The sequence below is a fragment of the Pseudomonas sp. RIT357 genome (assembly GCF_000632245.1).
GTDB lineage: Bacteria > Pseudomonadota > Gammaproteobacteria > Pseudomonadales > Pseudomonadaceae > Aquipseudomonas > Aquipseudomonas sivasensis.
Genome location: NZ_JFYX01000047.1, coordinates 232330 through 254601 on the forward strand (window position 1 = coordinate 232330; position 22272 = coordinate 254601).

The 22272-nt window shown below is 60.6% G+C and carries 24 protein-coding genes; 10 read left to right on the plus strand and 14 right to left on the minus strand.

Annotated features, from left to right (window positions below):
- Nucleotides 1-353: 353 nt before the first annotated feature.
- The 7 genes from BW43_RS03220 to BW43_RS03190 all read right to left on the minus strand — a co-directional run bounded on the left by BW43_RS03220 (nt 354) and on the right by BW43_RS03190 (nt 5841).
- On the minus strand, nt 354-1703 hold the full coding sequence (locus BW43_RS03220; RefSeq protein ID WP_032890969.1) for a CoA transferase: 1350 nt from the start codon (nt 1701-1703) through the stop codon (nt 354-356).
- A gap of 40 nt (nt 1704-1743) precedes the next feature.
- Nucleotides 1744-3087 carry a HAMP domain-containing sensor histidine kinase gene (locus BW43_RS03215; protein WP_032890970.1) on the minus strand — a complete coding sequence of 448 codons (1344 nt, stop codon included), beginning with the start codon at nt 3085-3087 and terminating at the stop codon, nt 1744-1746.
- A gap of 68 nt (nt 3088-3155) precedes the next feature.
- Complete coding sequence (locus BW43_RS03210; RefSeq protein ID WP_032890971.1) at nt 3156-3620, minus strand: LTXXQ domain protein; 465 nt, start codon at nt 3618-3620, stop codon at nt 3156-3158.
- A 124-nt stretch (nt 3621-3744) separates the two neighbouring features.
- Complete coding sequence (locus BW43_RS03205; RefSeq protein ID WP_032890972.1) at nt 3745-4422, minus strand: response regulator transcription factor; 678 nt, start codon at nt 4420-4422, stop codon at nt 3745-3747.
- 7 nt (nt 4423-4429) lie between these two features.
- Nucleotides 4430-4837, minus strand: coding sequence for a hypothetical protein (locus tag BW43_RS03200; RefSeq protein WP_032890973.1), 408 nt, complete (start codon nt 4835-4837; stop codon nt 4430-4432).
- Nucleotides 4838-4943: 106 nt separating this feature from the next.
- Nucleotides 4944-5243, minus strand: coding sequence for a YciI family protein (locus BW43_RS03195; protein ID WP_027605568.1), 300 nt, complete (start codon nt 5241-5243; stop codon nt 4944-4946).
- A gap of 1 nt (nt 5244) precedes the next feature.
- A complete protein-coding gene (locus BW43_RS03190; RefSeq protein WP_032890974.1) occupies nt 5245-5841 on the minus strand; it encodes a septation protein A in 597 nt (198 codons plus the stop codon).
- Nucleotides 5842-5928: 87 nt separating this feature from the next.
- Here BW43_RS03190 and BW43_RS03185 point away from each other — a divergent pair, with 87 nt between their 5' ends.
- From BW43_RS03185 to BW43_RS03155, 7 genes are all read left to right on the plus strand, one after another.
- Entirely contained in the window at nt 5929-6792 is an 864-nt protein-coding gene (locus BW43_RS03185; RefSeq protein ID WP_032890975.1) for a PHP domain-containing protein, read from the plus strand.
- A 13-nt stretch (nt 6793-6805) separates the two neighbouring features.
- Nucleotides 6806-7435, plus strand: coding sequence for an L-threonylcarbamoyladenylate synthase (locus BW43_RS03180; protein ID WP_015885581.1), 630 nt, complete (start codon nt 6806-6808; stop codon nt 7433-7435).
- Between the two features lie 120 nt (nt 7436-7555).
- Complete coding sequence (locus BW43_RS03175; protein WP_177326464.1) at nt 7556-8254, plus strand: ScpA family protein; 699 nt, start codon at nt 7556-7558, stop codon at nt 8252-8254.
- A 12-nt stretch (nt 8255-8266) separates the two neighbouring features.
- Complete coding sequence (scpB, locus tag BW43_RS03170) at nt 8267-9193, plus strand: SMC-Scp complex subunit ScpB (protein ID WP_032890978.1); 927 nt, start codon at nt 8267-8269, stop codon at nt 9191-9193.
- A 27-nt stretch (nt 9194-9220) separates the two neighbouring features.
- Nucleotides 9221-9412: a DUF1289 domain-containing protein gene (locus tag BW43_RS03165; protein ID WP_032890979.1), complete on the plus strand. Its 192-nt coding sequence runs from the start codon at nt 9221-9223 to the stop codon at nt 9410-9412.
- Between the two features lie 144 nt (nt 9413-9556).
- A complete protein-coding gene (gene rluB, locus BW43_RS03160; protein WP_032890980.1) occupies nt 9557-10768 on the plus strand; it encodes a 23S rRNA pseudouridine(2605) synthase RluB in 1212 nt (403 codons plus the stop codon).
- A gap of 200 nt (nt 10769-10968) precedes the next feature.
- Nucleotides 10969-11898: a tyrosinase family protein gene (locus BW43_RS03155; RefSeq protein ID WP_081797857.1), complete on the plus strand. Its 930-nt coding sequence runs from the start codon at nt 10969-10971 to the stop codon at nt 11896-11898.
- A 126-nt stretch (nt 11899-12024) separates the two neighbouring features.
- Here BW43_RS03155 and BW43_RS03150 read toward each other — a convergent pair whose 3' ends face one another.
- A complete protein-coding gene (locus tag BW43_RS03150) occupies nt 12025-12984 on the minus strand; it encodes a hypothetical protein (RefSeq protein ID WP_032890981.1) in 960 nt (319 codons plus the stop codon).
- A gap of 70 nt (nt 12985-13054) precedes the next feature.
- The gene (locus BW43_RS29075) at nt 13055-13192 is read right to left on the minus strand and encodes a hypothetical protein (protein ID WP_003175756.1); all 138 of its coding nucleotides are present in this window, start codon (nt 13190-13192) and stop codon (nt 13055-13057) included.
- A 636-nt stretch (nt 13193-13828) separates the two neighbouring features.
- On the opposite strand from BW43_RS29075, the gene BW43_RS03140 reads away from it, so the two are divergent.
- Both BW43_RS03140 and arfB read left to right on the plus strand, forming a co-directional pair.
- The gene (locus BW43_RS03140) at nt 13829-15247 is read left to right on the plus strand and encodes an amino acid permease (RefSeq protein ID WP_032890982.1); all 1419 of its coding nucleotides are present in this window, start codon (nt 13829-13831) and stop codon (nt 15245-15247) included.
- Between the two features lie 179 nt (nt 15248-15426).
- Nucleotides 15427-15840, plus strand: a complete 414-nt coding sequence (gene arfB / locus BW43_RS03135; protein ID WP_032890984.1) for an alternative ribosome rescue aminoacyl-tRNA hydrolase ArfB — start codon at nt 15427-15429, stop codon at nt 15838-15840.
- Here the strand turns inward: arfB and BW43_RS03130 are convergent.
- From BW43_RS03130 to BW43_RS03120, 3 genes are all read right to left on the minus strand, one after another.
- On the minus strand, nt 15837-17033 hold the full coding sequence (locus BW43_RS03130) for an MFS transporter (protein ID WP_032890985.1): 1197 nt from the start codon (nt 17031-17033) through the stop codon (nt 15837-15839). The two genes, arfB and BW43_RS03130, sit on opposite strands and share 4 nt — an antisense overlap.
- Nucleotides 17034-17138: 105 nt before the next feature.
- Nucleotides 17139-17321 (minus strand): hypothetical protein, encoded by a 183-nt coding sequence (locus BW43_RS03125; RefSeq protein WP_032890986.1) that lies wholly within the window; start codon nt 17319-17321, stop codon nt 17139-17141.
- A 363-nt stretch (nt 17322-17684) separates the two neighbouring features.
- Nucleotides 17685-17996 carry a DUF962 domain-containing protein gene (locus BW43_RS03120; RefSeq protein ID WP_032890988.1) on the minus strand — a complete coding sequence of 104 codons (312 nt, stop codon included), beginning with the start codon at nt 17994-17996 and terminating at the stop codon, nt 17685-17687.
- Nucleotides 17997-18158: 162 nt separating this feature from the next.
- Here BW43_RS03120 and BW43_RS03115 point away from each other — a divergent pair, with 162 nt between their 5' ends.
- Nucleotides 18159-19217 (plus strand): AraC family transcriptional regulator, encoded by a 1059-nt coding sequence (locus BW43_RS03115; protein ID WP_032890989.1) that lies wholly within the window; start codon nt 18159-18161, stop codon nt 19215-19217.
- Here the strand turns inward: BW43_RS03115 and BW43_RS03110 are convergent.
- A complete protein-coding gene (locus BW43_RS03110) occupies nt 19174-20628 on the minus strand; it encodes a TrkH family potassium uptake protein (RefSeq protein WP_032890990.1) in 1455 nt (484 codons plus the stop codon). The genes BW43_RS03115 and BW43_RS03110 overlap by 44 nt on opposite strands.
- A 258-nt stretch (nt 20629-20886) precedes the next feature.
- Nucleotides 20887-22230, minus strand: a complete 1344-nt coding sequence (locus BW43_RS03105) for an imelysin family protein (protein ID WP_032890991.1) — start codon at nt 22228-22230, stop codon at nt 20887-20889.
- Nucleotides 22231-22272 lie beyond the last annotated feature (42 nt).

A 22272-nucleotide genomic window follows, 5' to 3' on the forward strand; every position in this document is an offset into this window, starting at 1 on the left:
GGCCTCATCGGGAGCAAGCCCCCTCCCACATTTTGATGGGTAAACATCTTCAAAATGTGGGAGGTCCCACTACCTTTTCGACGTAGCGCTGTCGCGTAGCAAACGGGCGAGTTGGCTTGCGCCGCGTTGGGGGGAAGCGCCCCTGATTAAGACGAATGCGGTGTATCAGGCACTCTTCTGTGCCTGGTTTTGGGGCTGCTTCGCAGCCCAACGCGGGGCAAGCCCGCTCGCCACAGTTACAGTGTTCCTCCTTAACTGACTGGCATTAGGACAAGCCCGCTCGCCACAGGAATGCGCTCGTCTGAAATGGTTTATGCAAGACTCAGGGCTTGCTCCCCATGGCGGAGGTCAAGTCACCATTGCGGCCTGTGTGAGCCCAATTCTCCAGCCGGCAAATCCCATTGCAATGGCGTACCGCCGATGGTCAGCGGGGGCAGCAGCCGGTGGGCCTGGCCCCAGGCGGTTTGTTCCACGACCAGGCCTTGATCTCCAGGTTCTTCCTCTCGCAACGCCGGTTGCTCCGGAGCCTGGCCTGCTTCCACCAGTAACGTCGCGGTGCGCGCCAACGACAACCGCGCCGAACCACCGCGCCCGGACTGCAATCGTTCGCCCAGCGCCTGAATCGCACTGGCCGCCATGAGGTACCCGGTCGCGTGATCCAGCGCCTGCAACGGCAGCGGCACCGGTTTATCCGCGTGTTTCCAGAGCATGCCCGCCTCGGCGATCCCGCTGCTCATCTGCACCAGGCTGTCGAAGCCCCGACGATTTCGCCACGGGCCGCTCCAGCCATAGGCGTTGAGGCTGACGTCGATCAGGCCGGGGGCGATGTGTTGCAGTTCTGGGGCGGTGTAGCCCAGGTGCTCCAGGGCGTCAGCGCGGTAACCGTGGAGCAGGATGTCGGCGTCCTTGAGCAAACGCTCGAACATCATCCGGCCTTCGGGCGTTTTCAGGTCCAGGCGCGCGCAGCGTTTGCCCAAGGTCATTTCCGGGACCACGCCGGGTTCGTTCCAGGTGGGGGAGTCGATGCGCAGTACATCCGCGCCGAGGCCAGCAAGAAAACGACTGGCCACGGGGCCGGCCAATACGCGGGTCAGGTCCAGCACCTTGAGGCCGGCCAGCGGGCGTGCCGCCGAGCCGAGCCAGGGTTTGTCGGTTGTGGTTTCGAAAGTCCGACGTTGAACCAACGCCTCGGCGTTCACCGCCAACCCTTGCGGATGTTGCTGCCAGGCGCGCCAAGCACGCATCTGCGCCGCGCAGCCACCTTGGTCGACAATCGCCTGTTCCAGTTCGGCGGCGTTCCACGCAGCGACCTTGCCGGCCATCTCGGCGCGGTCGGCGACCGTCCCCAGCACACGTTCGGCGGCGGCGCGGTGATGGGGCGCGTTGGTGTGCAGGCGAATCCAGCCATCGGCGCTGGCGTAGTCGCCGGCTACCGGGTCCCACAGTGGCGGCACTTGCCAGCCTACCGGGCGGATCGAGGAAGAAAACCAGAAAGAGGCGAGGCGCCGGTCCACACTCACACTGGGTAAGCGCCCGGTCTGTTGCTGGATCAGTTGTGCGACGGCCTGCCCGGCGGCGCCGATGCTGGCACTGGCCAGTTCGGTGACGGCGTAGGTCGAGGGCAGGGCGCCAGCCTCGGTGAAGGTCAGCGGGGTGTGGGGTAGATCGAGTGCGGCTTGGATGGGAGTCAGCAGGTCAGTCATCGAAGGCCCTCCGTAAGAGAAGGGCCACTATAGAAGATCATCACACCGGCGTTGCAACCCCAGGTTCCAACGGCAGGTCGATGCTGGCGATAAAGCCGCCGTCAGGATGATTGGCCAGGATCAGGCTGCCGCCATGGCGTTCGGCTGCACGCCGCGCAATCGCCAGGCCCAGGCCGTGGCCTTGGGCAGTCTGGCCGGGCGCGCGGTAGAACGGCTCGCCCAGTTGGCTCAGGTGTTCGGCGTCAACACCGGGGCCATGGTCGCGCACGCTGATCAGGATGCGCTCGCCGTGGCGCTGCGCCCGCAACTCGATCGCCTGGCCTGGCGGGTTGAACCGTTGGGCATTGCGCAGCAGGTTGTCGACGGCGCGTTCGATCATGGTCGGCCAGCCCTTGAGCTGCAGGTCATGTTCGCTGGCCAGTTGGACCACTTGGTCTGGCGCGCCGAGCTGGGCGTCTTTTTGCAGGGTCTTGAGCAGGGGGGTGAGGTCGACATCCTCAGCGCTGGCGTTGTCGGCATCGACGCGTGCCAGTACCAGGATCTCGCTGATCAGAGCTTCCAGGCGGTCGCATTCGCGAGTCAGGCGCGGCCAGAGTTTTTCTCGTTCTTCGGGCCCGGCGCGTTCGGCCAGGGCCAGCGCGATCCGCAGGCGGGCCAGGGGCGAGCGCAGTTCGTGGGACACATCGCGCAGCAACTGGCGCTGGCTGCCGATCAGGCTTTGCAAGCGCGCGCCCATGCGATTGAAGTCAGTGGCGAGTACACCGAACTCATCACGCCGATTGGCCAGGCGCGCCAGGCTGTTTTGCTGGTAGGTGGCCTGGCCAAGGTCATGCACCGCACCGCGCAGGCGGCTCAGCGGGCGGGTGATGGATAAGGTGACAAACAGGCTGAACAGGGTCAGCACCACCAAGGCAATGGCCAAGGCGCTCAATGGCCACGTCAGGCTGCTGCGGTGCCATTCGTCGAGCTCCGGATGGGCGATGCGGTAGATCAGCAGGTACGTGTCGCCGGTTTTCTCGCTGGTGTACTCGGCGGTCAGACGGCGCCAGGGAAGGTGGCCTTCCTTGCTGTCGTTCTGTCGGGCTTCAAAGGCGGCGGCGCGGCGCGGGAAGGTGCCACGCACCACTGGCTCGCCGCTTTCGTTCAGCACTTGCACGTCGAGGTGATACTGGCGCTTGCGCTGTTGCAGCAATTCCTGGGCAGCATCTTCGCCCTGGGTTTCGTAGAGTTGGGTCCACTCTTCGGCCAGGTTTTTGAGGCCAGGGTGCCGGCTGAGAATCCAGGCGTCTTGATTGAGCATATGCCCAAGCAAGATCGACAACCCGGCAACCAAGGCGATGGCCAGCCAGAAACTGGCCAGGATGCGCCAGAACAATGAACGCACAGGAAACCCTCAAACAGGAAAAGCCCAGTGGCGGGAGCCACTGGGCTGGTAGCTTTAACGCGGGAGCATTATTGCGCTTTTTGCGGCTGTTGCGCTTTCCAGGCCTGGAATTCCTTCCATTCGGCTCGACGCTGTTCCTGCTTCTTGACGATCTCGTCAAACTTCTTCTGCTGGTCAGGCTTGAGCACGGCACGGATATCGGCCTGCGTTTTCTGCTTGCCGGCGGCGATTTCATCCTGCATGGCTTTCTGGTCAGCGGCCGGGAGTTTGTCCAGGTACTTTTTGGTCAGGTCTTTGCGAGCGTGCCATTGGTCGCCCATCAGCTTGCCGATCTGCTGGCGCTGTTCCTTGCTCAGGTCCAGTTGGCTGAAAGGGCCGCCTTTGCCACGCGGACCGTGTTCACCGCCGTGGCCCGGGCCGCCCATCATGTGGCCTTCAGGACCGCCCATCGGGCCTGGGCCTTCGGGCATCGCGGCCATGGCAACGGTTGGCAGGGCAGCGGCGAACATCAAAGCGATAAGGGTCTTGCGCATGGTGATTCTCCTGTCTCTATTCCGGTGAGTCCGGATGTGAGTAGGTTACCCAGATCAAGGTCAGCGGCAGTCAGGGGAGCGTAAAGCTTGGGTAAAGACGATTTTGTGCTAACTGACAAAACTTTCACGGGGCGTAGTAATAGCCTCGGCTGCGCAACGCCACGATCCGTGGACGTCCGTCCGGGTGCGGGCCGATCTTTTTGCGCAGGTTGCTCACGTGCATGTCCAGGCTGCGGTCGTACAGGGTCAACTTGCGGCCAAGGGCGATCTGCGCCAGTTCCTGCTTGTCCAAGGGCTCGCCGGGCTGGCGCAGCAAGGCTTCCAGCAGGCGGCTTTCGGAGACGGTGAGGGTAAATTCCTGTTCATCAATGCTGACCACACCCCGTACCGGGCTGAAACACAGGTCGCCCAGCTCAAGCTGGCTGGACACGGCGGCCGGGTGGCTGCGGCGTAATACCGCGCGCAGGCGGGCGGTCAGTTCACGGGGGTCGCAGGGCTTGGCGAGGTAATCGTCGGCACCCAGTTCCAGACCGAGGATGCGGTCCAACGGTTCGCCCCGGGCCGATAGCATCAGCACCGGCAGCTCCGGGTGATCGTTGCGCAATTGCTTGAGCAGCTCCAGACCGCTGCCGTCTGGCAGCATTACGTCGAGCACGACCGCTGCCGGAGCACTGTCGGCCAAGGCCTTGCGCGCGCTCAAGCCATCGTGGCAGGCATGCACCTGAAAGCCTTCCTGGCTCAACCAACTGGTCAGCAGCTCGCAGAGCTCCTGGTCATCATCTATCAGTAACAGCTCGCTCATGACTCACTCAATTTAGCCATTGTCGACGGCGACGGTGCCCCCCGCTGGCGAAGATCCCGCACAGCAAGGCGATCAGTGCGACGGCCCCGCCGGTGACAAACCACTGCTGTTGCTCGGTCAGCCATCGGCTCAAGGTACCGCCCTGTGAATCTTTGAGTTGCTGGGCCAGCTTTTGGTTCTCTTGGCGAAGGCGACTCAATTGGGCGCTTTCGCGCGTAGCATCCGCGCTTTGCAGTTGTTTGGTCAGTGCTTCACGCTGCCGTTCGCTTTCTTTCAAACGTTGCTGCAGCTCGCTGATCTGGCTGCCGGCACTCAAGGACAAGGGCGTGGAACTGCCGGTGTTCGAGGTTTCTTCAGCGTGGGCCGTAGCCCCGATTGTTAACACTGCCAACAGACAAAACTGACGTAAGCGCATCGGAACTCCTGATTCCACACGAATATTCAGAACGTTGTCGGCAGGTTACCGAGAATAATGAGTAATAAGCAGCGCGCCGAACGCAATCGGTTCGGCGCAGCTTGGGTTAAGGCAGGACTTGTTTGAACGGCTTGATCACGACATCGGCGTAAACGCCCGCCGCGACATAAGGATCAGCCTTCGCCCAGGCCTGGGCATCGGCCAGGGAGGCGAACTCGGCGACGATCAGGCTACCGGTGAAGCCAGCGTCGCCTGGGTCGTTGCTGTCTACGGCCGGGTGCGGGCCGGCCAGTACGATGCGGCCTTCGGCTTGCAGCACTTTGAGGCGCTCGACGTGTGCCGGGCGAACGGAAAGGCGTTTTTCCAGCGAGTTGGCAACGTCAGTAGCAATGATTGCGTAGAGCATGTCAGTCCTCGGTTTTCGGCGTAGTGGTCTCGGCATCATGCAGGTGGCGCGACAGGTAAATGCCCTGGGCGACCAGGAACAACACGGTCATGCCCAGGCTGCCGAACACTTTGAAGTCGACCCAGTAATCCTGGAAGGTAAAGGCCACGAACAGGTTGGCGGCGCCGCAGAAGATGAAAAACACGATCCAGGCAATGTTCAGGCGCGTCCAGACCGGTTCTGGCAGGGTGAGCGCGTGGCCCATGATTCGCTTGATGAGCAGGCGGTCGCCGATGAAGTGGCTGCCGATAAACGCCAGGGCAAACAGCCAGTTCACCACCGGGGCTTTCCATTTAAGAAAGGTTTCGCTGTGGAAGGCCAGGGTCAGGCTGCCGAAGACCAGGCACGCGACCAGGGTCAGCCATTGGCTTTTTTCCAGTTTGCGCTGGGAGATGAAGATAGCGCCGTAGACCACGACAGAGCTGATGATCAGCACAGCGGTGGCGCTGTAGATGCCGCCGAAGGTGAGCTCGTGGCCGGCCAGATCGATGACCCGAGGGTCGAGTTTGTAAACGATGAAGAACAGCAACAGCGGGATGAAGTCGATGAATTGTTTCACAGTAAGAGCCAGAAGCTGGATGTGGCGGCATAATAACAAACATCCTTGGTTGCGAAAGCGCCAGCTGACTTGAGGTTACACACTCCCGTGAATGTTGATTTGCACTGCCACAGCACGGCCTCCGACGGCGCCCTGGCGCCTGCGGTACTGGTTGCGCGTGCGTTTGAAAAAGGCGTGCGAGTCCTGGCGTTGACCGACCACGACACCCTTGAAGGTCTTGACGAAGCGCGCGCAACCGCCCATTCGTTGGGCATGCAACTGGTCAACGGTGTCGAATTGTCCTGCACCTGGGGCGGGGCCACCATTCACGTGCTCGGTTATGGTTTCGATCAAAACGCCGCGCCGTTGATGGAGGCTATCGCGCAATTGCACGATGGCCGCTGGCTGCGGTCCGAAGAAATAAGCCGCAAGCTGGCCCTCAAAGGCATGCCTAATGCCCTCGACGGCGCCCGCGCGATCCAGCAGGAGCTGGGCGACAGCGGCAATGCGCCGGCCCGTCCGCACTTTGCCGATTGGATGGTGCGTGAAGGTTTTGTTAAAGACCGCGCCGAGGCTTTTCGCAAATGGTTGGGCGCCGGCAAGTTGGGCGATGTGAAGCAACATTGGCCGACCCTTGAAGACACCGTCGAGACCCTGCGGGCCTCCGGGGCTTGGGTCAGCCTGGCGCATCCCTGGCATTACGATTTCACTCGCAGCAAGCGCCGCAAGCTGATCAGCGACTATATTGGAGCGGGTGGCCACGCAATCGAAGTGGTCAACGGGCATCAACCCGCCGAACAGGTCGGCAGCCTGGCGATTCTTGCCCGCGAATTTGGTCTGCTGGTCAGTGCCGGCAGTGACTTTCATGGCCCAGGCGGCTGGTCCGAGATCGGCGAGTACCGCGCGATCCCGGAAGATTTGCCGCTTTTGTGGGGGCGATTCAAGCATGACCCCATTGTTGCCACCGTCTGAACAGGTAGAGCTCGTGAGTCAATTCTTCCAGATTCATCCGGAAAATCCCCAGGCGCGCCTGATTAAACAGGCCGTGGAGATTATTCGCGCCGGCGGCGTGGTGATCTACCCAACAGATTCGTCCTACGCCATCGGTTGTCAGATAGGTGACAAGGGCGCGGTCGAACGTGTGCGGCGCCTGCGTCAGCTGGACGACAAGCATAACTTTGCACTGATCTGCAGCGATCTATCCCAACTGGGGCTGTTCGCCAAGGTCGATACCGGTACTTTCCGCCTGCTCAAGGCCCACACGCCGGGGCCTTACACCTTCATTCTCAACGCCACACGCGAAGTGCCGCGCCTTCTGCTGCATCCCAAAAAACGCACCATCGGCCTGCGTGTGCCGGAGCACCCGATTGCCCTGGCGTTGCTGGCGGAGCTGGGTGAACCGCTGATGAGCGTTTCGTTGATCATGCCCGGCGACACCGAGCCGCTGGAAGACCCGTACGAAATGCGCCAATTGCTGGAAAAGCAGGTAGACCTGATCATCGATGGCGGCTTCGGCGGCGGCAAAGCCTCCACCGTGATCAACCTGGCCGACGGCGAACCTGAAGTGATCCGTGTGGGTTGTGGCGATCCGGCGCCCTTTATGGTCGAGGCCTGAATGTCGTCAGTGGAAACCGTCGACCCCCAGGCAGGTGCGCAGCAGGAGCTGCCATTTGCGATGGTGTACGGCCAGGCCGTGCTGGAAATGCCCCTGGATCTGTACATTCCGCCGGACGCCCTGGAAGTCTTCCTTGACGCCTTCGAAGGCCCGCTGGATTTGTTGCTGTACCTGATCCGCAAGCAGAACATCAACATCCTCGACATCCCGGTGGCGGAAATCACCCGGCAGTACATGGGTTATGTCGAATTGATGCAGTCGGTGCGCCTGGAGCTGGCAGCCGAGTATCTGGTGATGGCCGCCATGCTGGCCGAGATCAAATCGCGCATGCTGTTGCCGCGTTCGGAGACGGTGGAAGCCGAAGAGGACGACCCGCGCGCCGAACTGATCCGTCGCCTGCAAGAGTACGAACGCTTCAAGGCGGCCGCCGAAGGCATCGACGGTCTGAGCCGCGTGGGCCGCGACGTGGTGGTGCCCAAGCTGGATGCTCCCGAAGCTCGCGCACGCAAGCTGCTGCCGGATGTAAGCCTGGAAGAGTTGCTGATGTCCATGGCCGAGGTACTGCGCCGGGGCGATATGTTTGAACACCACCAGGTCAGCCGCGAGGCCCTGTCTACTCGTGAACGCATGAGCGATGTGCTGGAGCGCCTCAAGGGCGGCGGCTTTGTGCCGTTTGTCGAGCTGTTCACCAAAGAAGAAGGGCGACTGGGGGTGGTGGTGACCTTTATGGCGATCCTCGAATTGGTCAAGGAATCCTTGGTCGAGCTGGTCCAGAATGAGCCTTTTGCGGCTATCCACGTGCGGGCGCGAGCCGAATAAAGAGCTGAATCGATGAATCTGACTGAACCCCGCGAACTGGCGCCGTTGCTGGAAGCCTTTCTCCTGGCCTCGGGTAAACCGCAATCCCTGGAGCGCTTGTTCGAACTGTTTGAAGAGGCTGAGCGCCCTGAGCCGCCGGTGTTCAAGAAAGCGCTGGAAATCTTGCGCAAGTCCTGTGAAGGCCGCGCGTTTGAACTGCGCGAAGTGGCGTCGGGTTATCGCCTGCAAATTCGTGAGAAATTCTCCCCGTGGGTTGGCCGCCTATGGGAAGAACGCCCGCAGCGTTATTCGCGGGCGATGTTGGAGACCATGGCGCTGATCGCCTATCGCCAGCCGATTACTCGGGGTGAAATCGAAGATGTGCGGGGCGTGGCGGTCAACAGCCATATCGTCAAGACGTTGCTGGAGCGCGAGTGGATCCGCATCGTCGGCTACCGCGACGTGCCGGGCAAACCGGCGATGTTCGCCACTACTAAGGTGTTCCTCGACCACTTCAACCTGAAAAACCTCGACGACCTGCCGCCGCTGGCCGAATTGCGTGAGATGGAAGCCGAGCCGGTGCTGGACTTCGACGACGCCCCAGTGCCGCCAGGTTTGCAGGAACTTGCCGATGCCACGGCCGAGCCTGAAGAACCGAAAGACGAAACCAGTTTCCACACCCTTTTGCTGGAACTGGACGACATGGAGCAGGGGATCAAGACCGACTTCGATGATTTGCTGCGTGATGGTGCGGCTGAGCCTGAAGCCGAAGTGAACGTTGAAGTTGAGCCTGAAGTCGAAGCTGAACCTGAGGAAGATATCCTCGGCGTGGCTGAAGCCCGCGAGAAACTCCTGGCTGCCGTTGCCGCTCTCGAACCGCCGCCGTTGAGCGATGAAGAAGACGAAGCCCGTGCATTGGCCGAAGCTATTGAGGCGGAACGCCGCGAATTTGAAGACTGATGCGGTCAATGCGGGATGTGAGAAGACATGAGTTCACCCAAAGACCCTTGCATCAGCGTCTGCAAATTCAGCGATGAGATCTGCGTCGGGTGCGGTCGCAGCAAACGCGAAATCCGTGCCTGGAAGAAACTCGACAAGACCGACAAGCGCACTGTCCTGGCCGAAGCCGAACTGCGTTTGTTGGCCTTGGGCGCCACCGGTCGGCGGAAAAACAAATGACTTGGCGCATATCGACTAGTCTGTGATGCGCAATGCGCGCCTTACGCGTATGATTCGCGACCCTTTGCCGACCTATTCGGCCAAAGCCCCGCTTTCAACACTCTTCAGGCCACGCCTGAATCGACCCACCGGGAGGTGCTTAAGATGAACGATAAAGACCAGAACGACAGCCAGGAAATCGGCCCTGCAGGCGAAAAGCTGCAAAAGGTGCTGGCGCGTATCGGCGTGGGCTCGCGCCGCGACGTCGAAGCCTGGATCACTCAGAAGCGCATCAAGGTCAACGGCGTCGAGGCCACCCTCGGTCAGCGCGTCGATCTGCACGATGCAATCACCATTGATGGCAAAGTCATCAAGCGTGAAGAGGCCGCCGAATCGGTGCGCCGCGTGATCATGTACAACAAGCCCGACGGCGAGATCTGCACCCGTGACGACCCGGAAGGCCGTCCGACCGTGTTCGACAAAATGCCTAAGCCTAAAGAAGGCCGCTGGATCAACATCGGTCGTCTGGACATCAACACCACTGGCTTGCTGATGTTTACCACCGACGGTGAACTGGCCAACCGCCTGATGCACCCGTCCTACGAGATGGACCGTGAATACGCGGTACGTGTACGTGGCGAAGTCGATGACGAGATGATCGAGCGCTTGAAAGCTGGCGTCGTCCTCGAAGACGGCCCGGCCAAGTTCACCGACATCAAGCAGGCTCCAGGTGGTGAAGGTTTCAACCACTGGTACCACTGCGTGGTGATGGAAGGCCGTAACCGTGAAGTACGTCGCCTGTGGGAATCCCAGGGCCTGGTGGTCAGCCGCCTGAAGCGCGTGCGTTTCGGCCCGGTGTTCCTGAACTCCGACCTGCCGATGGGCCGCTGGCGCGAAATGAGCCAGTACGAAGTCGACATCCTCAGCGCCGAAGTGGGCCTGACGCCAGTTGCCATGCCGCAGATGAACGCCAAGAGCAAAGACAAGCTCGAGCGCATGCAGCGTAAATCGTCGCGTCCTGTGGCACGTGCCGAGCGCGTGGCGCGCACTGTTCGCCCGGCGCTGGATGCTCCGGCGACCGGCGGGCGTATCTCCCGTCAGCCGCATATTGAAGGTGAGCGTCGTCCAACGGCCCCATCGCGTCAGGAAGGCGAGCGCGCACCGCGTGCACCGCGTCCTGCGCCGGCCGGTGGTCGCAGCAACCGTGGCGAAACGGATCGCCCGGCCGACAACGCCAGCACCAAGCGCCCAGCCAAGCCGGCGGCGAACAAGCGTCCCGGCCCGAAACTGGTCGCGGACGAGCCGTCGGGCAAGCGCCGTGGCGCTCCAGCGGGTTCGGGTCAGCGTCCGGGGTTTGGTCGCAAGAAGCCGCAGTGATGCAATAAGTGCTGCATAAAAAAAACGCCAACTGTTGAAGTTGGCGTTTTTTTTGCGGCGGGATTTGCGCCTGGAGCGTTTCACCGGATCGTTATTCGTCGAGTGATGGTGTGCGGTGTGGGCTAAACAGTTACCACCGGCGTTCACCACCGCGGCACTAGATTGAGCCCTGCACTCACTTATGCCACGAGGCGACGACCATGGATATCCGCATCAATCACCGCTACATGACCCGTGAACAGAAAGCCCTTTTTATCCAGGCCATCCTGCTGCTGAAAAACGACGTCCAAAGTGTCCTGCGTCCCGGACAGCAAATGCGCTATGACGATTACGTACAGGTTCACAGCAACGCCTTCGACGGCCCGGAGGCTTTCACGCCGATGCCGCACCGCTCGCCGCTGTTTTTCCCTTGGCACCGCGTATTCCTGCGTCAATTCGAGCGGGATCTGCAAAGCGCGGTTAACGATACCAGCGTCACCCTGCCATTCTGGGACTGGTCGATGGAGGGCTCAAGCAATCCATTCACGCCTGGCTTTTTGGGCGGCGATGGCGACAGTGCTCAAGCCCAGCGTGTAACGTCGGGCCCATTCGCTTATCAGGACGGGCGCTTTGAAATTCGCCAGGGGGTTCCGGAGGGGGATAAGGGCTTGCGCCGCGAACTGGGCGCAGGGCCCGGCGCGCATCTGCCGAACTCCGAACAAGTGCTGGATGCGCTGGCCAAGACGCCGTATGCCCCGGGGCCGGACAGTTGGGGCAATTTCTGTGAAGGCGTGCTGCATGACCCTGTGCATCGCTGGGTGGGCGGTAACATGTCGATGCCGTCCTCACCCAACGATCCGGTGTTTTTCCTGCACCACTGTTACCTTGACCTGTTGTGGGAGCGCTGGAAGCGTCAGCATCCCACCTCTTTGCCCTATTATCCGGTATCGGATATGCCTGGGCTGGATCGTCAGGCCACACTGGTCTTCCATGCTCCGAACAATCCCGCTCCTTGGCCGGAGACCTGGACTGTTGACAGCGTGATCACGACTGAGAGCCTGGATTACACCTACGGTCTGTTCACCTCAGTACCTGCATCCCTCGGCTCGCCGACGCTGACGACATGCGAGATGGGCTCGCAGAACGTGTGACTCTCCTCTGACACACCTGATCGATCAAGAAAACAGCAGGAGGCTTGCTCGCGCAGACGGTGTGTCAGGCGCTTCACACAGGCGTTGTCATACGGCCTCGCGAGCAAACCCATACTGGCAATATCGTTAGAACGCAAAGGTGCCATCGAACACGGGCTTGTCATCCAGTGCCAGCACCCCACTGGCGAAGATCAGGTCCAAGTGATGGCTGCCTTTCTGCCCTCCACCCAGACCCAAGTGCAGTCCACAGTGGCGCTCCTCGAACCCGGCATTGCGCGCATACAAGTCTTTCACCCCTTCATTGGTGCCAATTCCCAATTCCTCCACCCGACGATTGGACGGGTTGGCGTTCAAGTATTTGTTGAAGTCATCCACCAGCCCAGGCACTTCGCTGGCCACGCTGCAGACGGTCGAGTTCTCAATCCACAGCTCCAGCGGTGATTGCAGCACGCCGTATTTGCGCGCGAACGGGATGGTGCTGAGAAAGGTGCCGACAAACCGTACCTGCCCGTTGATGGCCTCGCTGTGGGTGGCGATCTCACCGGGGGCAAGGTCGTGGTTGCCCACGCCGTTTATATTGGTCCACTTCTTGATGCTTCTCAGCGGCGCCTCAAGGCGTGAGCCGTGCTTATCGGTAAAGCTCAGCACAGTGGCCTGGCCCATGCGCCGGATCAGCGTGGCGTTGAGGTCGGCAATGCGTTGCGGTTCGACGCTGAAGGTGTCGTAGAAGTAGTCACCGTAATCCTTGAACAGTAAGGACTTCTTCCAGTGTTCAGCCATCACACCCTGCAGGGCACGGATAAAGTCAGGGCCTTCGGCGCGAGGGTTGGGCAGGGTCGAGGAATCGTAGAGAAACAGATACAGGTCACAGCCTTCAATAGCCTCGGCCAGGGTGTCGCTGGCGGTCAGGTCCAGGCGCTGCACCTGGAAGTTGAAGCGTGCGGCGTTGCTGTGGTTGATGGCTTGGGCGATGGCATCGTAGCGCTCAGTATGGCCCAGCAGTACGTTTGGGCAGTTCAGGCCGCTGAGGGCCGGGTGGTGGGCGAGGTAGTAGAGAAAGTGTTCAACGGCGCGGGCCTTGTCCATGACGTCTGTCCTTGTGTGCCTTGGGTAAGGGGGCAGGCGCCGTGCACAGCACCTGCCGGATGCCTGCCGGTTAGAAAGGCCACATCGCGGTGCCAAATGGCACTACGGCATCAGCTTGCATCATTTCTACGGCGGCCTCATGGGTCGGCGCTTCAAACCAGTCGTCGAGTTGCAGTTCGGTTTCCAGGTCGTTTTCCAGTGCTTGCATGGTGTATCTCCTAGAGGACGGTGTTTGAGAACGGCCTGCCAACGGGCGTCGCTGGCAAGTGGAATGAACCTAGGAGACCCTGTTGTTTAATGCAAAATATTTATTGACACGGTTTCATTTGGATTTTTTCTTCTGTTTTTTTAGCGGGCGTTTTTTCTGAGGAAATACAGTGAGCTGCCAGCGCCTTTTGCGCGGAAATTTCTTACCGCCAATTTTTCCAAAGATGACAGCTGTAACGCAGTGTTTCCGCTATGTAACGATTAGTTTACGAGTAAGTCTCGGCGTTGTTGGTCAACTCAAGGCTGTAAGGAATCCCTGACAGATCGTCGCACGCACCGTTCGGGGGCGGGCGTAAGCTGTCGAGCGGTGTACAATGCGCCGCGTTTTACTGTGACCCCCTTTGCGTAACCCGCAAAAGGCCAAGACCTCGGGGTTTGCCGACCCTGATCATTCCGCCTGGCCACGAGCCTGGCGGGTTCGATTTCGTCACAGATAAAAACAAACAGGTGACGCATGACCGTTAGAAAGACGCTGTACTCCTTGTGCCTTCGCTGGGGTTTGAGCGGCGCTGCTTGAGGCGGAATTCAAGTCAGCCACGTGCATTCACATCATCAAACCTTGCGTGAGACCCTTTTCATGAGTGGACCCAATTCCTCTTCAGGCGAGCTGAAACGCGGCCTGAAAAATCGGCACATCCAGTTGATCGCCCTCGGTGGCGCCATCGGCACCGGCTTGTTCCTCGGCTCGGCCGGGGTGCTCAAGTCCGCCGGCCCGTCGATGATCCTGGGCTATGCCATTTGCGGCTTCATCGCCTTCATGATCATGCGCCAACTCGGCGAAATGATCGTCGAAGAGCCGGTCGCCGGTTCCTTCAGCCACTTTGCCCACAAGTACTGGGGCGGTTTTGCCGGCTTCCTGTCGGGTTGGAACTGCTGGATTTTGTACATCCTGGTGGGCATGTCCGAGCTGACCGCCGTCGGAAAATACGTGCACTACTGGTGGCCGGAGATCCCGACGTGGGTCTCGGCAGCGGCGTTCTTCGTGTTGATCAACCTGATCAACCTGGCCAACGTCAAAGTCTTCGGTGAAGCCGAGTTCTGGTTCGCCATCATCAAGGTAGTGGCGATCGTCGGCATGATCGCCTTGGGCAGCTATCTGCTGGTCAGCGGCAGCGGCGGCCCGCAAGCCTCGGTGAGCAACCTGTGGGAACACGGCGGGTTCTTCCCCCATGGCGTGGGTGGCTTGGTGATGGCCATGGCGATCATCATGTTCTCCTTTGGCGGCCTGGAAATGCTCGGCTTCACCGCCGCCGAAGCCGATCAGCCACGCACTGTGATCCCCAAGGCGATCAATCAGGTGATCTACCGCATCCTGATTTTCTACATCGGCGCCTTGGTGGTGCTGTTGTCGCTGACGCCATGGGACAGCCTGCTGGCGACCCTTAATGCGTCCGGCGATGCCTACAGCGGCAGCCCGTTCGTGCAGGTGTTCTCGATGTTGGGCAGCAACACCGCCGCGCACATCCTCAACTTCGTGGTCTTGACCGCAGCGTTGTCGGTGTACAACAGCGGCACCTACTGCAACAGCCGCATGCTACTGGGCATGGCCGAGCAGGGCGATGCGCCCAAGGCCCTGGCCAAGATCGACAAACGCGGTGTACCGGTGCGATCCATCCTCGCCTCGGCGGCCGTGACCCTGGTGGCCGTGCTGATGAATTACTTCATCCCGCAACATGCCCTGGAACTGCTGATGTCCCTGGTTGTGGCAACGCTGGTGATCAACTGGGCGATGATCAGCTTCTCCCACTTCAAGTTCCGCCAGCACATGAACCGCACCGGCCAAGTGCCGCTGTTCAAGGCGCTGTGGTACCCGTATGGCAACTATGTGTGTCTGGCGTTCGTGGTGTTTATCCTGGTCATCATGCTGATGATTCCGGGGATCCAGGTGTCTGTGTATGCGATCCCGGTGTGGGTGGCGTTTATGGCGGTGTGTTACTGGATCAAGAACAAGCGCAGTGCCGAAGCGGCGCTGACTGCGGCAAGTGTGCTGAAGTAAGCCCGCTGGCATAAACAGGAAACCCGGCGCTTTGCCGGGTTTTTTGTTGGCGGGGCGGTGATTTGAGCGGATTTCGTCTCAATGATGCCAAACTGTTCAAAGGCGCCGTGATTTCCAAAGCCCAGGCGTCGATGTTGTTGTCCGAGTAGGGCTTGTCCGTTTCGTAAGGTTTTTGATTGATGCTGGTTATTTCCAACAACGTGCACCTGCCCGACGCCGAGATCGAGCTGACCGCCATCCGTGCCCAGGGCGCGGGTGGGCAGAACGTCAACAAGGTGTCGAGCGCGGTGCACCTGCGTTTTGACATTTCGGGGTCGTCGTTGCCGGAGTTCTACAAGGAGCGGTTGCTGGCGCTGCGCGACAGCCGGATCACCAGCGAAGGGGTGCTTATACTCAAGGCCCAGCAATATCGCACGCAGGAACAGAACCGTGCCGATGCGTTGGAACGTCTGGTGGAGTTGATCCTCAGCGCCACCAAGGTGGAGAAAAAGCGCCGGCCGACCAAGCCTACCCTGGGTTCGAAGAAGCGGCGCCTGGAATCCAAGACCAAGCGCGGCAGCATCAAGGCGGGGCGTGGCAAGGTCGACTTTTAGTCGCCGCGTGCCTCGCGGGCCAGGGGCGCTTGCCGGTAGAGGTACACGCTCAGCAGCAAGCCACCGAGGGCGGCGAGGGCGGCGAACAGGAAGATCGACGCAAAACCGAAGCCTGCCGCCACGGCCCCGGCCAGCGGACCGGTGATGCCCAAGGACAGGTCGATAAACAGCGAGTAGGCGCCCACCGCCGAACCGCGGCTGGACGCGGGCACCAGGTTGACCGCTTCCACCCCCAGTGCCGGAAACACCAGGGAAAACCCGAACCCGCTCAATGCCGCGCCGGCCAAGGCCAGGTTGGCGTCAGGCGCCAGCCACAGCAACAGCAGGCCGAGGATCTCTACTGACAGGCACGCAATCGCCACGCGAAAGCCGCCGATGCGGTTGATCAAATTCCCGAACAGTAGCCGTGCGCCGATAAAACTGGCGCCAAACAGGCTCAGGGCCCACACCGCGTTATCCCAGTGCTGAGTGGTGTAATACAAAGTGATAAAGGTGGCGATGGTGCCAAAGCCGATGGAACCCAAGGCCAGCGCGCAGCCGTGGGGCAATACACGGCCCAGCACGTTCATGAACGGTAAGCGCACACCGGCCACGATCGGCGCGGCAACCTTGTTCCAGGCCAGCAAAAGGCCGACGACGGCCAGCAGGATAATGCTGACGCCCATGCTCCACAGCCCGAAATTTTTCACCAGCACTACGCCCAACGGCGCGCCGACGGCCAGCGCGCCATAGCTGGCAATGCCGTTCCAGGAGATGACCTTGGCCGTATTCGCCGCGCCAACTCGGCCGATGCCCCAGCCGATGGCGCCAGACCCCACCAGGCTTTCTGCGCTGCCCAGTACCAATCGACCGACGAGCAGGCTGCCCAGGCTGACAGCCGGCAGGTTTGAAAACCACGCAGCGAGCAACATGAACACGCCACTCAGGCCGCAGCCCGCCAGGCCGATCAGCACCGCGCGCTTGCTACCCAGGTTATCGATGATTTTGCCCGCGTAAGGACGGCTCAGCAGGGTGGCCAGGTATTGCACGCTGATCACCAGCCCTGCGATCACCGCGCCATAGCCCAACTCACTGTGGACATAGCCCGGCAACACGGCCAGGGGGATACCGATATTCAGGTAGCCGATAAAGGTGAACAACACGATGGAAACAACTTGCAGCGTGACCGCCATGGGGCGCTGGGTATCTGGCATGGGGAGAGGTCCACTGTCGCAGCAGGTAAAGATAGGCTGCTAATGATACCGGTGCTTTGACGTGTGCAGTGCGGTAAAACGCAAAAACGTCGGATCAAAAAGACGTCAGGTTTTGGTCGGAGCCAGTAATTGGGTGGTGACCAGAGCAGCCAAGGCGTTTTCCTGGGTACCGAAGCGCTTGAGCAGTACGGCTTGCTTGTCCGCGCTGAGGCGGTTCCACACCTCGACCATCTGCAAGGCGGCGTCGAGTACGGCGGTGTCCGGGGTATTGGGGAGGGTATCGGTCATGGCGGGGATCTCGGAGGATTCAGGCAGTGTGGAAAGCGCTCAAAGCTGCGCTTTCCACACGGTCTGGTACGGCGTCAGTCCTGGCTTTTGCTGTCGACTGGTTTTGCTTCTTTGGCCTCAGGCTGCTTCGCGCTGGCCTGCTGCGGTGTTGGCTGCTCAGTTTCGTGCAGGCTTGGGAAGGGGAGATTAGGTATCTCGTGCATCGTCGTCGCTCCTCGCAAGGTCTGTTTTTTCAATCGCAGGTGATTCCGCGCTCTCAAAAAGCTTTGGCAGGATACAGCACTGTAAATGACAAAAAGACTTTTATATCGGCGGATGCACGAACCTTTATGGCTTCACGCAAGTGACAAGAGGTCACACCGTTCAGAACGGCACCTTGCCCAGGATCATGTCGCGGTACATCACAAAATCTCCCAGCAGGCTGTAGAACGGGTGCTGAAAGGTTGCCGGGCGGTTCTTTTCGAAGAAGAAGTGTCCGATCCAGGCAAAGCTGTAGCCGGCAATCGGCACGGCCAGCAATAGGCCTAACGACCCCCTGCCAATGGCATAGGCCAAAATACCGATCACGAGGGTGGTGCCGATAAAGTGCAGGCGACGGCAGGTGCTGTTGGCATGTTCGGCCAAATAGTAAGGGTAAAACTCGGCGAAGCTATTGAATCGCTTGACGTTTTCCACGGTGACCGGCCCTTTTGATTGTTGTGCCGCCCAACAGATGTTCGGCGGGGAGCTTATTTGAGTCTAGAGTGATCAGTGGTAACAGCCAGTGACATTAGATGCCACTTTAGTATCCTTGGATTCCTGGCTGCCGTTATGAGCCTGCTTTATTAAGAAGACGCCATGAGCGAACGAACAACTTCTGCAAGCTGGGCGATGGGGATAGTCAAGGCACTGGAAATGGATGGTCTGGATTGCCGCGCCCTGTTCAAGCAACTGGGCCTTGACTACGCCGCCCTCAATGACCCCGATGCTCGGTTCCCGCAAGACTCCATGACGCGCCTGTGGCAACGGGCAGTCGAGCTGTCGGGCAACCCCGCGATTGGCCTGAACATGGGCAAGGTAGTGCGCCCGGCGTCGTTTCATGTGGCGGGTTATGCGCTGATGTCCAGTAACACCCTAGCCGAGGGCTTCATGCGGCTGGTGCGTTACCAGCGGATCATTGCCGAAAGCGCCGACTTGAGTTTCCGACTGCTACCCGAAGGCTATGCGCTGATTCTGACGGTGCATGGCGATCATCTGCCGCCCACAAGGCAAAGTGCCGAAGCCTCTCTGGCCTGTGCATTGGCACTATGCGGCTGGCTGACCGGCCGTACCTTGCAGCCGCGAAAAGTCATGTTGCAAGGTGAACAACCGGCGGACCTGGAGCCTTATAAGCAAGCTTTCCACGCACCATTGGAGTTCAACGCGCCCTATGACGCGTTGATTTTCGAACGCGCCGACATGGACGCACCGCTGCCGACGGCCAACGAGGCGATGGCGTTGTTGCACGACCGTTTTGCCGGTGAATACCTGGCGCGTTTTTCCGAGAGCCGCGTGACCCACAAGGCGAGGCAAGTGCTGTGTCGTCTGCTGCCCCAAGGCGAACCCAAGCGTGAAGTGGTGGCCCAGACGTTGCACCTGTCCCAGCGCACCTTGCAGCGGCGTCTGCAGGAGGAGGGCACGAGTTTCCAGACCCTGCTCGACGACACCCGCCGCGAACTCGCCGAGCAATACCTGGCACAGCCGAGCATGACGCTGCTGGAGATTGCCTACCTGCTGGGCTTTGCCGATCCGAGCAACTTCTTTCGCGCGTTTCGCCGCTGGTTCGATACCACGCCCGGCGAATACCGGGCGCGGTTGCAAGACACGTCGACCGTCAGTGACGCCAGAACGCCGGGATGCACAGAACAAAGACTGTGATGATCTCCAGCCGGCCCAGCAGCATGCCCAGGGACAGGATCCACTTGGCCGCATCCGGCAGGCTGGAGAAGTTGCCCGCCGGGCCGATCGTTTCCCCAAGGCCGGGGCCGACGCCGGAGACGGTACTGGCGGCGCCGGTGAGTGCGGTCATCCAGTCCAGGCCCAGGAGCGACAGGGCTAACGCGATAGCGCAGATGGTGATGGCAAAGAAAAACGAGAAGGTCAGGATCGAGCGCACGATCTCTTCGTCGAGACGGTGGCCGTTGTACTTCTGCTTGATCACCGCGCGCGGGTGAATCAGCTGGTTCAAGTTGGCCTTGAGCAGGATATAGGCGACCTGGAAGCGGAAGATCTTGATCCCACCGGCGGTGGAACCTGAACAGCCACCGATAAAGCCCAGGTAGAAGAACAACATCAGTGAGAAGTTGCCCCACAGACTGTAGTCCCCCAGCGCAAAGCCGGTGGTCGTGACGACTGAGGTGACGTTCAACGCCACGTGGCGCAGTGCATCCAGCCAGTGCAGGTTGGTGGTCCACCAGTACCAGGTGCCGAGCACCAGCCAGGTCACTACCAGCAAACCGAGCAAGCCCTGTACCTGCTGGTCCCTGAGCAGCGCCCGGCGGTTGCCGCGTAAAGTGGCGACGTACAGGGTGAATGGCAGGCTGCCGAGGATCATCACCACCACCGCGACCCAATGCACCGCCGGTTGTTTCCAGTGGGCCAGGGATTCGTCGGAGGTAGAGAACCCACCGGTGGAAATCGCCGACATCGCATGGTTGATCGCGTCAAACAGGCCCATGCCGGCCCACCAGAACGCCAGGCTGCCGAGGATGGTGATGCCTACATACGCCGCCACAATCAGCCGCGCCACCATGTGAGAGCGGGGCATAACCTTTTCCGAACGATCCGAGGACTCGGTCTGGAACAGGCGCATGCCGCCAATGCGCAGCAGCGGCAGGATCGCTACCGCCATGCCGATAAACCCGATACCGCCTAGCCAGTGCAGCAGCGAACGCCACATCAGGATGCCCGGCGACATGCTGTCCAGCCCGCTGAGCACCGTAGAACCGGTGGCAGTAATGCCGGACATGCTTTCGAAAAACGAGTCGGTGTAGCTGATGTGCTGGGTCAGCAAAAACGGCAGCGCGGCGAACACACACACCACCACCCAACTGGTGACCGTCAGCAGGTACATGTCCCGCGGGCGCAGGTGCACGTGCTCGGGGCGACCGGGGATTACAAGGGCAAGGCCGGCGATAAAGGTGATGAGGCTGGCCCACAGGAACGAGGGCAGGTCGCTGGTGCGTTCGAAGATCACCAGGGTGGCCATGGGCACGACCATGGCGATCGCGAGGGTGATCAGGAAGATGCCGATGATGAAACCGATGATGCGTAGGGTCGGCAACGCCATGAAATGAGCTCGAAATAGGGCAGAGGCGTCATTCTACCTAGGGTGCAGGGCATGTAAACCGGGCCTTGAAAGCGACGCAAATCAAATGAGGGAGGGGGCTTGCCCCCGATGGCGGTGTGTCAGCGAAGAAAATATCTGCTGAACCAGCGCTATCGGGGGCAAGCCCCCTCCCGCATTGGTTCCTGAGTGTTGGTACTGCTGTGAAAGGCAGGTAAAAAAAAGGCGACCCGAAGGTCGCCTCATTCAACACGGCACTGATCAGAACTCGTGATCAGCGTTATCCGGGTTCAGGTCGCTGATGCCCAGCTTGCCCGCTGCGGCTTCGATCGAACCGGTCTGCTTGACCAGCGAAGCAATCGCGTCGCGCACGATTTGGTTGCCTGCGTCGTTGCCGGCCGCGATCAACTGGTCGTAGTGCTCACCTTTGTTGGCATGATCAACGATGACCTGCATCTTGGCTTCGGTCGCAGCCAGGTCGGCCTTCAGAGCGGTGTCGGCAGCCGGATCGGCCTTGGCTACCAGGGACGACAGGCTCGCGCCGGTCATCTTGGTGCCGTCGACGCGGGTGTATTCGCCCAAGTAGACGTTGCGGATGCCCTTGGCGTCGTAGAACTGCGAGTTGTGGGTGTTATCGCTGAAGCAGTCGTGTTCGTCTTCCGGCGAGTTGGCTTCGAGGGAAACCTTCATGCGCTCACCGGCCAGCTCGCCCAGGGACAGGCTGCCCATGCCGAACAGCATTTTGCGCAGGCCGTCGGTGGCAGGTTCTGCCTCCAGGGTGGCGCGGTAGTTGTCTTCGACGTTGGGTTTCCAGTTGCCGACCATTTCCTGCAGGTCGCTGACCAGCAATTGGGTCACGGCGCTGAGGTAGGCACGACGACGCTCGTTGTGGCCGCCAGTGGCGCCATCACCGGTCAGGTAGTCCGAGGCAGGACGGTTGCCGGCGCCAGGGCCGGTGCCGTTCAGGTCTTGGCCCCAGAGCAGGAATTCGATGGCGTGGTAGCCGGTGGCGACGTTGGCTTCGGAACCACCCAGCTCGTTGAGACTGGCGAGTTTTTCCGGGGTGATGTCCTTCACGTCGATCTTGTCTTCGCCGACCTGGATCTCGGTGTTGGCGATGATGTTGGCAGTGGCGCCAGGGTTACCCAGGGCGTGCTCGTAGGATTTGTCGACGTAGTCGATCAGGCCTTCGTCCAGGGGCCAGGCGTTAACCTGACCTTCCCAATCATCAATGATGGTGTTGCCGAAGCGAAACACTTCGCTCTGCAGGTACGGCACGCGCGCTGCAACCCAAGCGGCACGGGCGGCTTTCAGGGTTTCGTCGTTGGGCTTGGCGAGGAAGGCGTCGATCGCGGTTTGCAGGGTTTTTGCGGTGGATTCGGCATCGCTGTACACCGCGAAGACCATATCGGCGTAATGCGCGACAACGGCCTTGGCAGCCGCTTCGTCGACCTGACCGGCAGGAGTGGCAGCCGCTGGAGCGGTGGTGCTGGCGGCCGGGGTCGGCGCCTGGGGCGCTGCGGCCTTGTCTTTACCTTCGCCGCAACCGGCGAGAGAAATGGCAATGGCCAGCAGACTGGCGGTGGCCAGGGGCATACGAATCATGGCGAACATCCTGCTTCGGTTGTTAATAGGGCACGCGGGGGC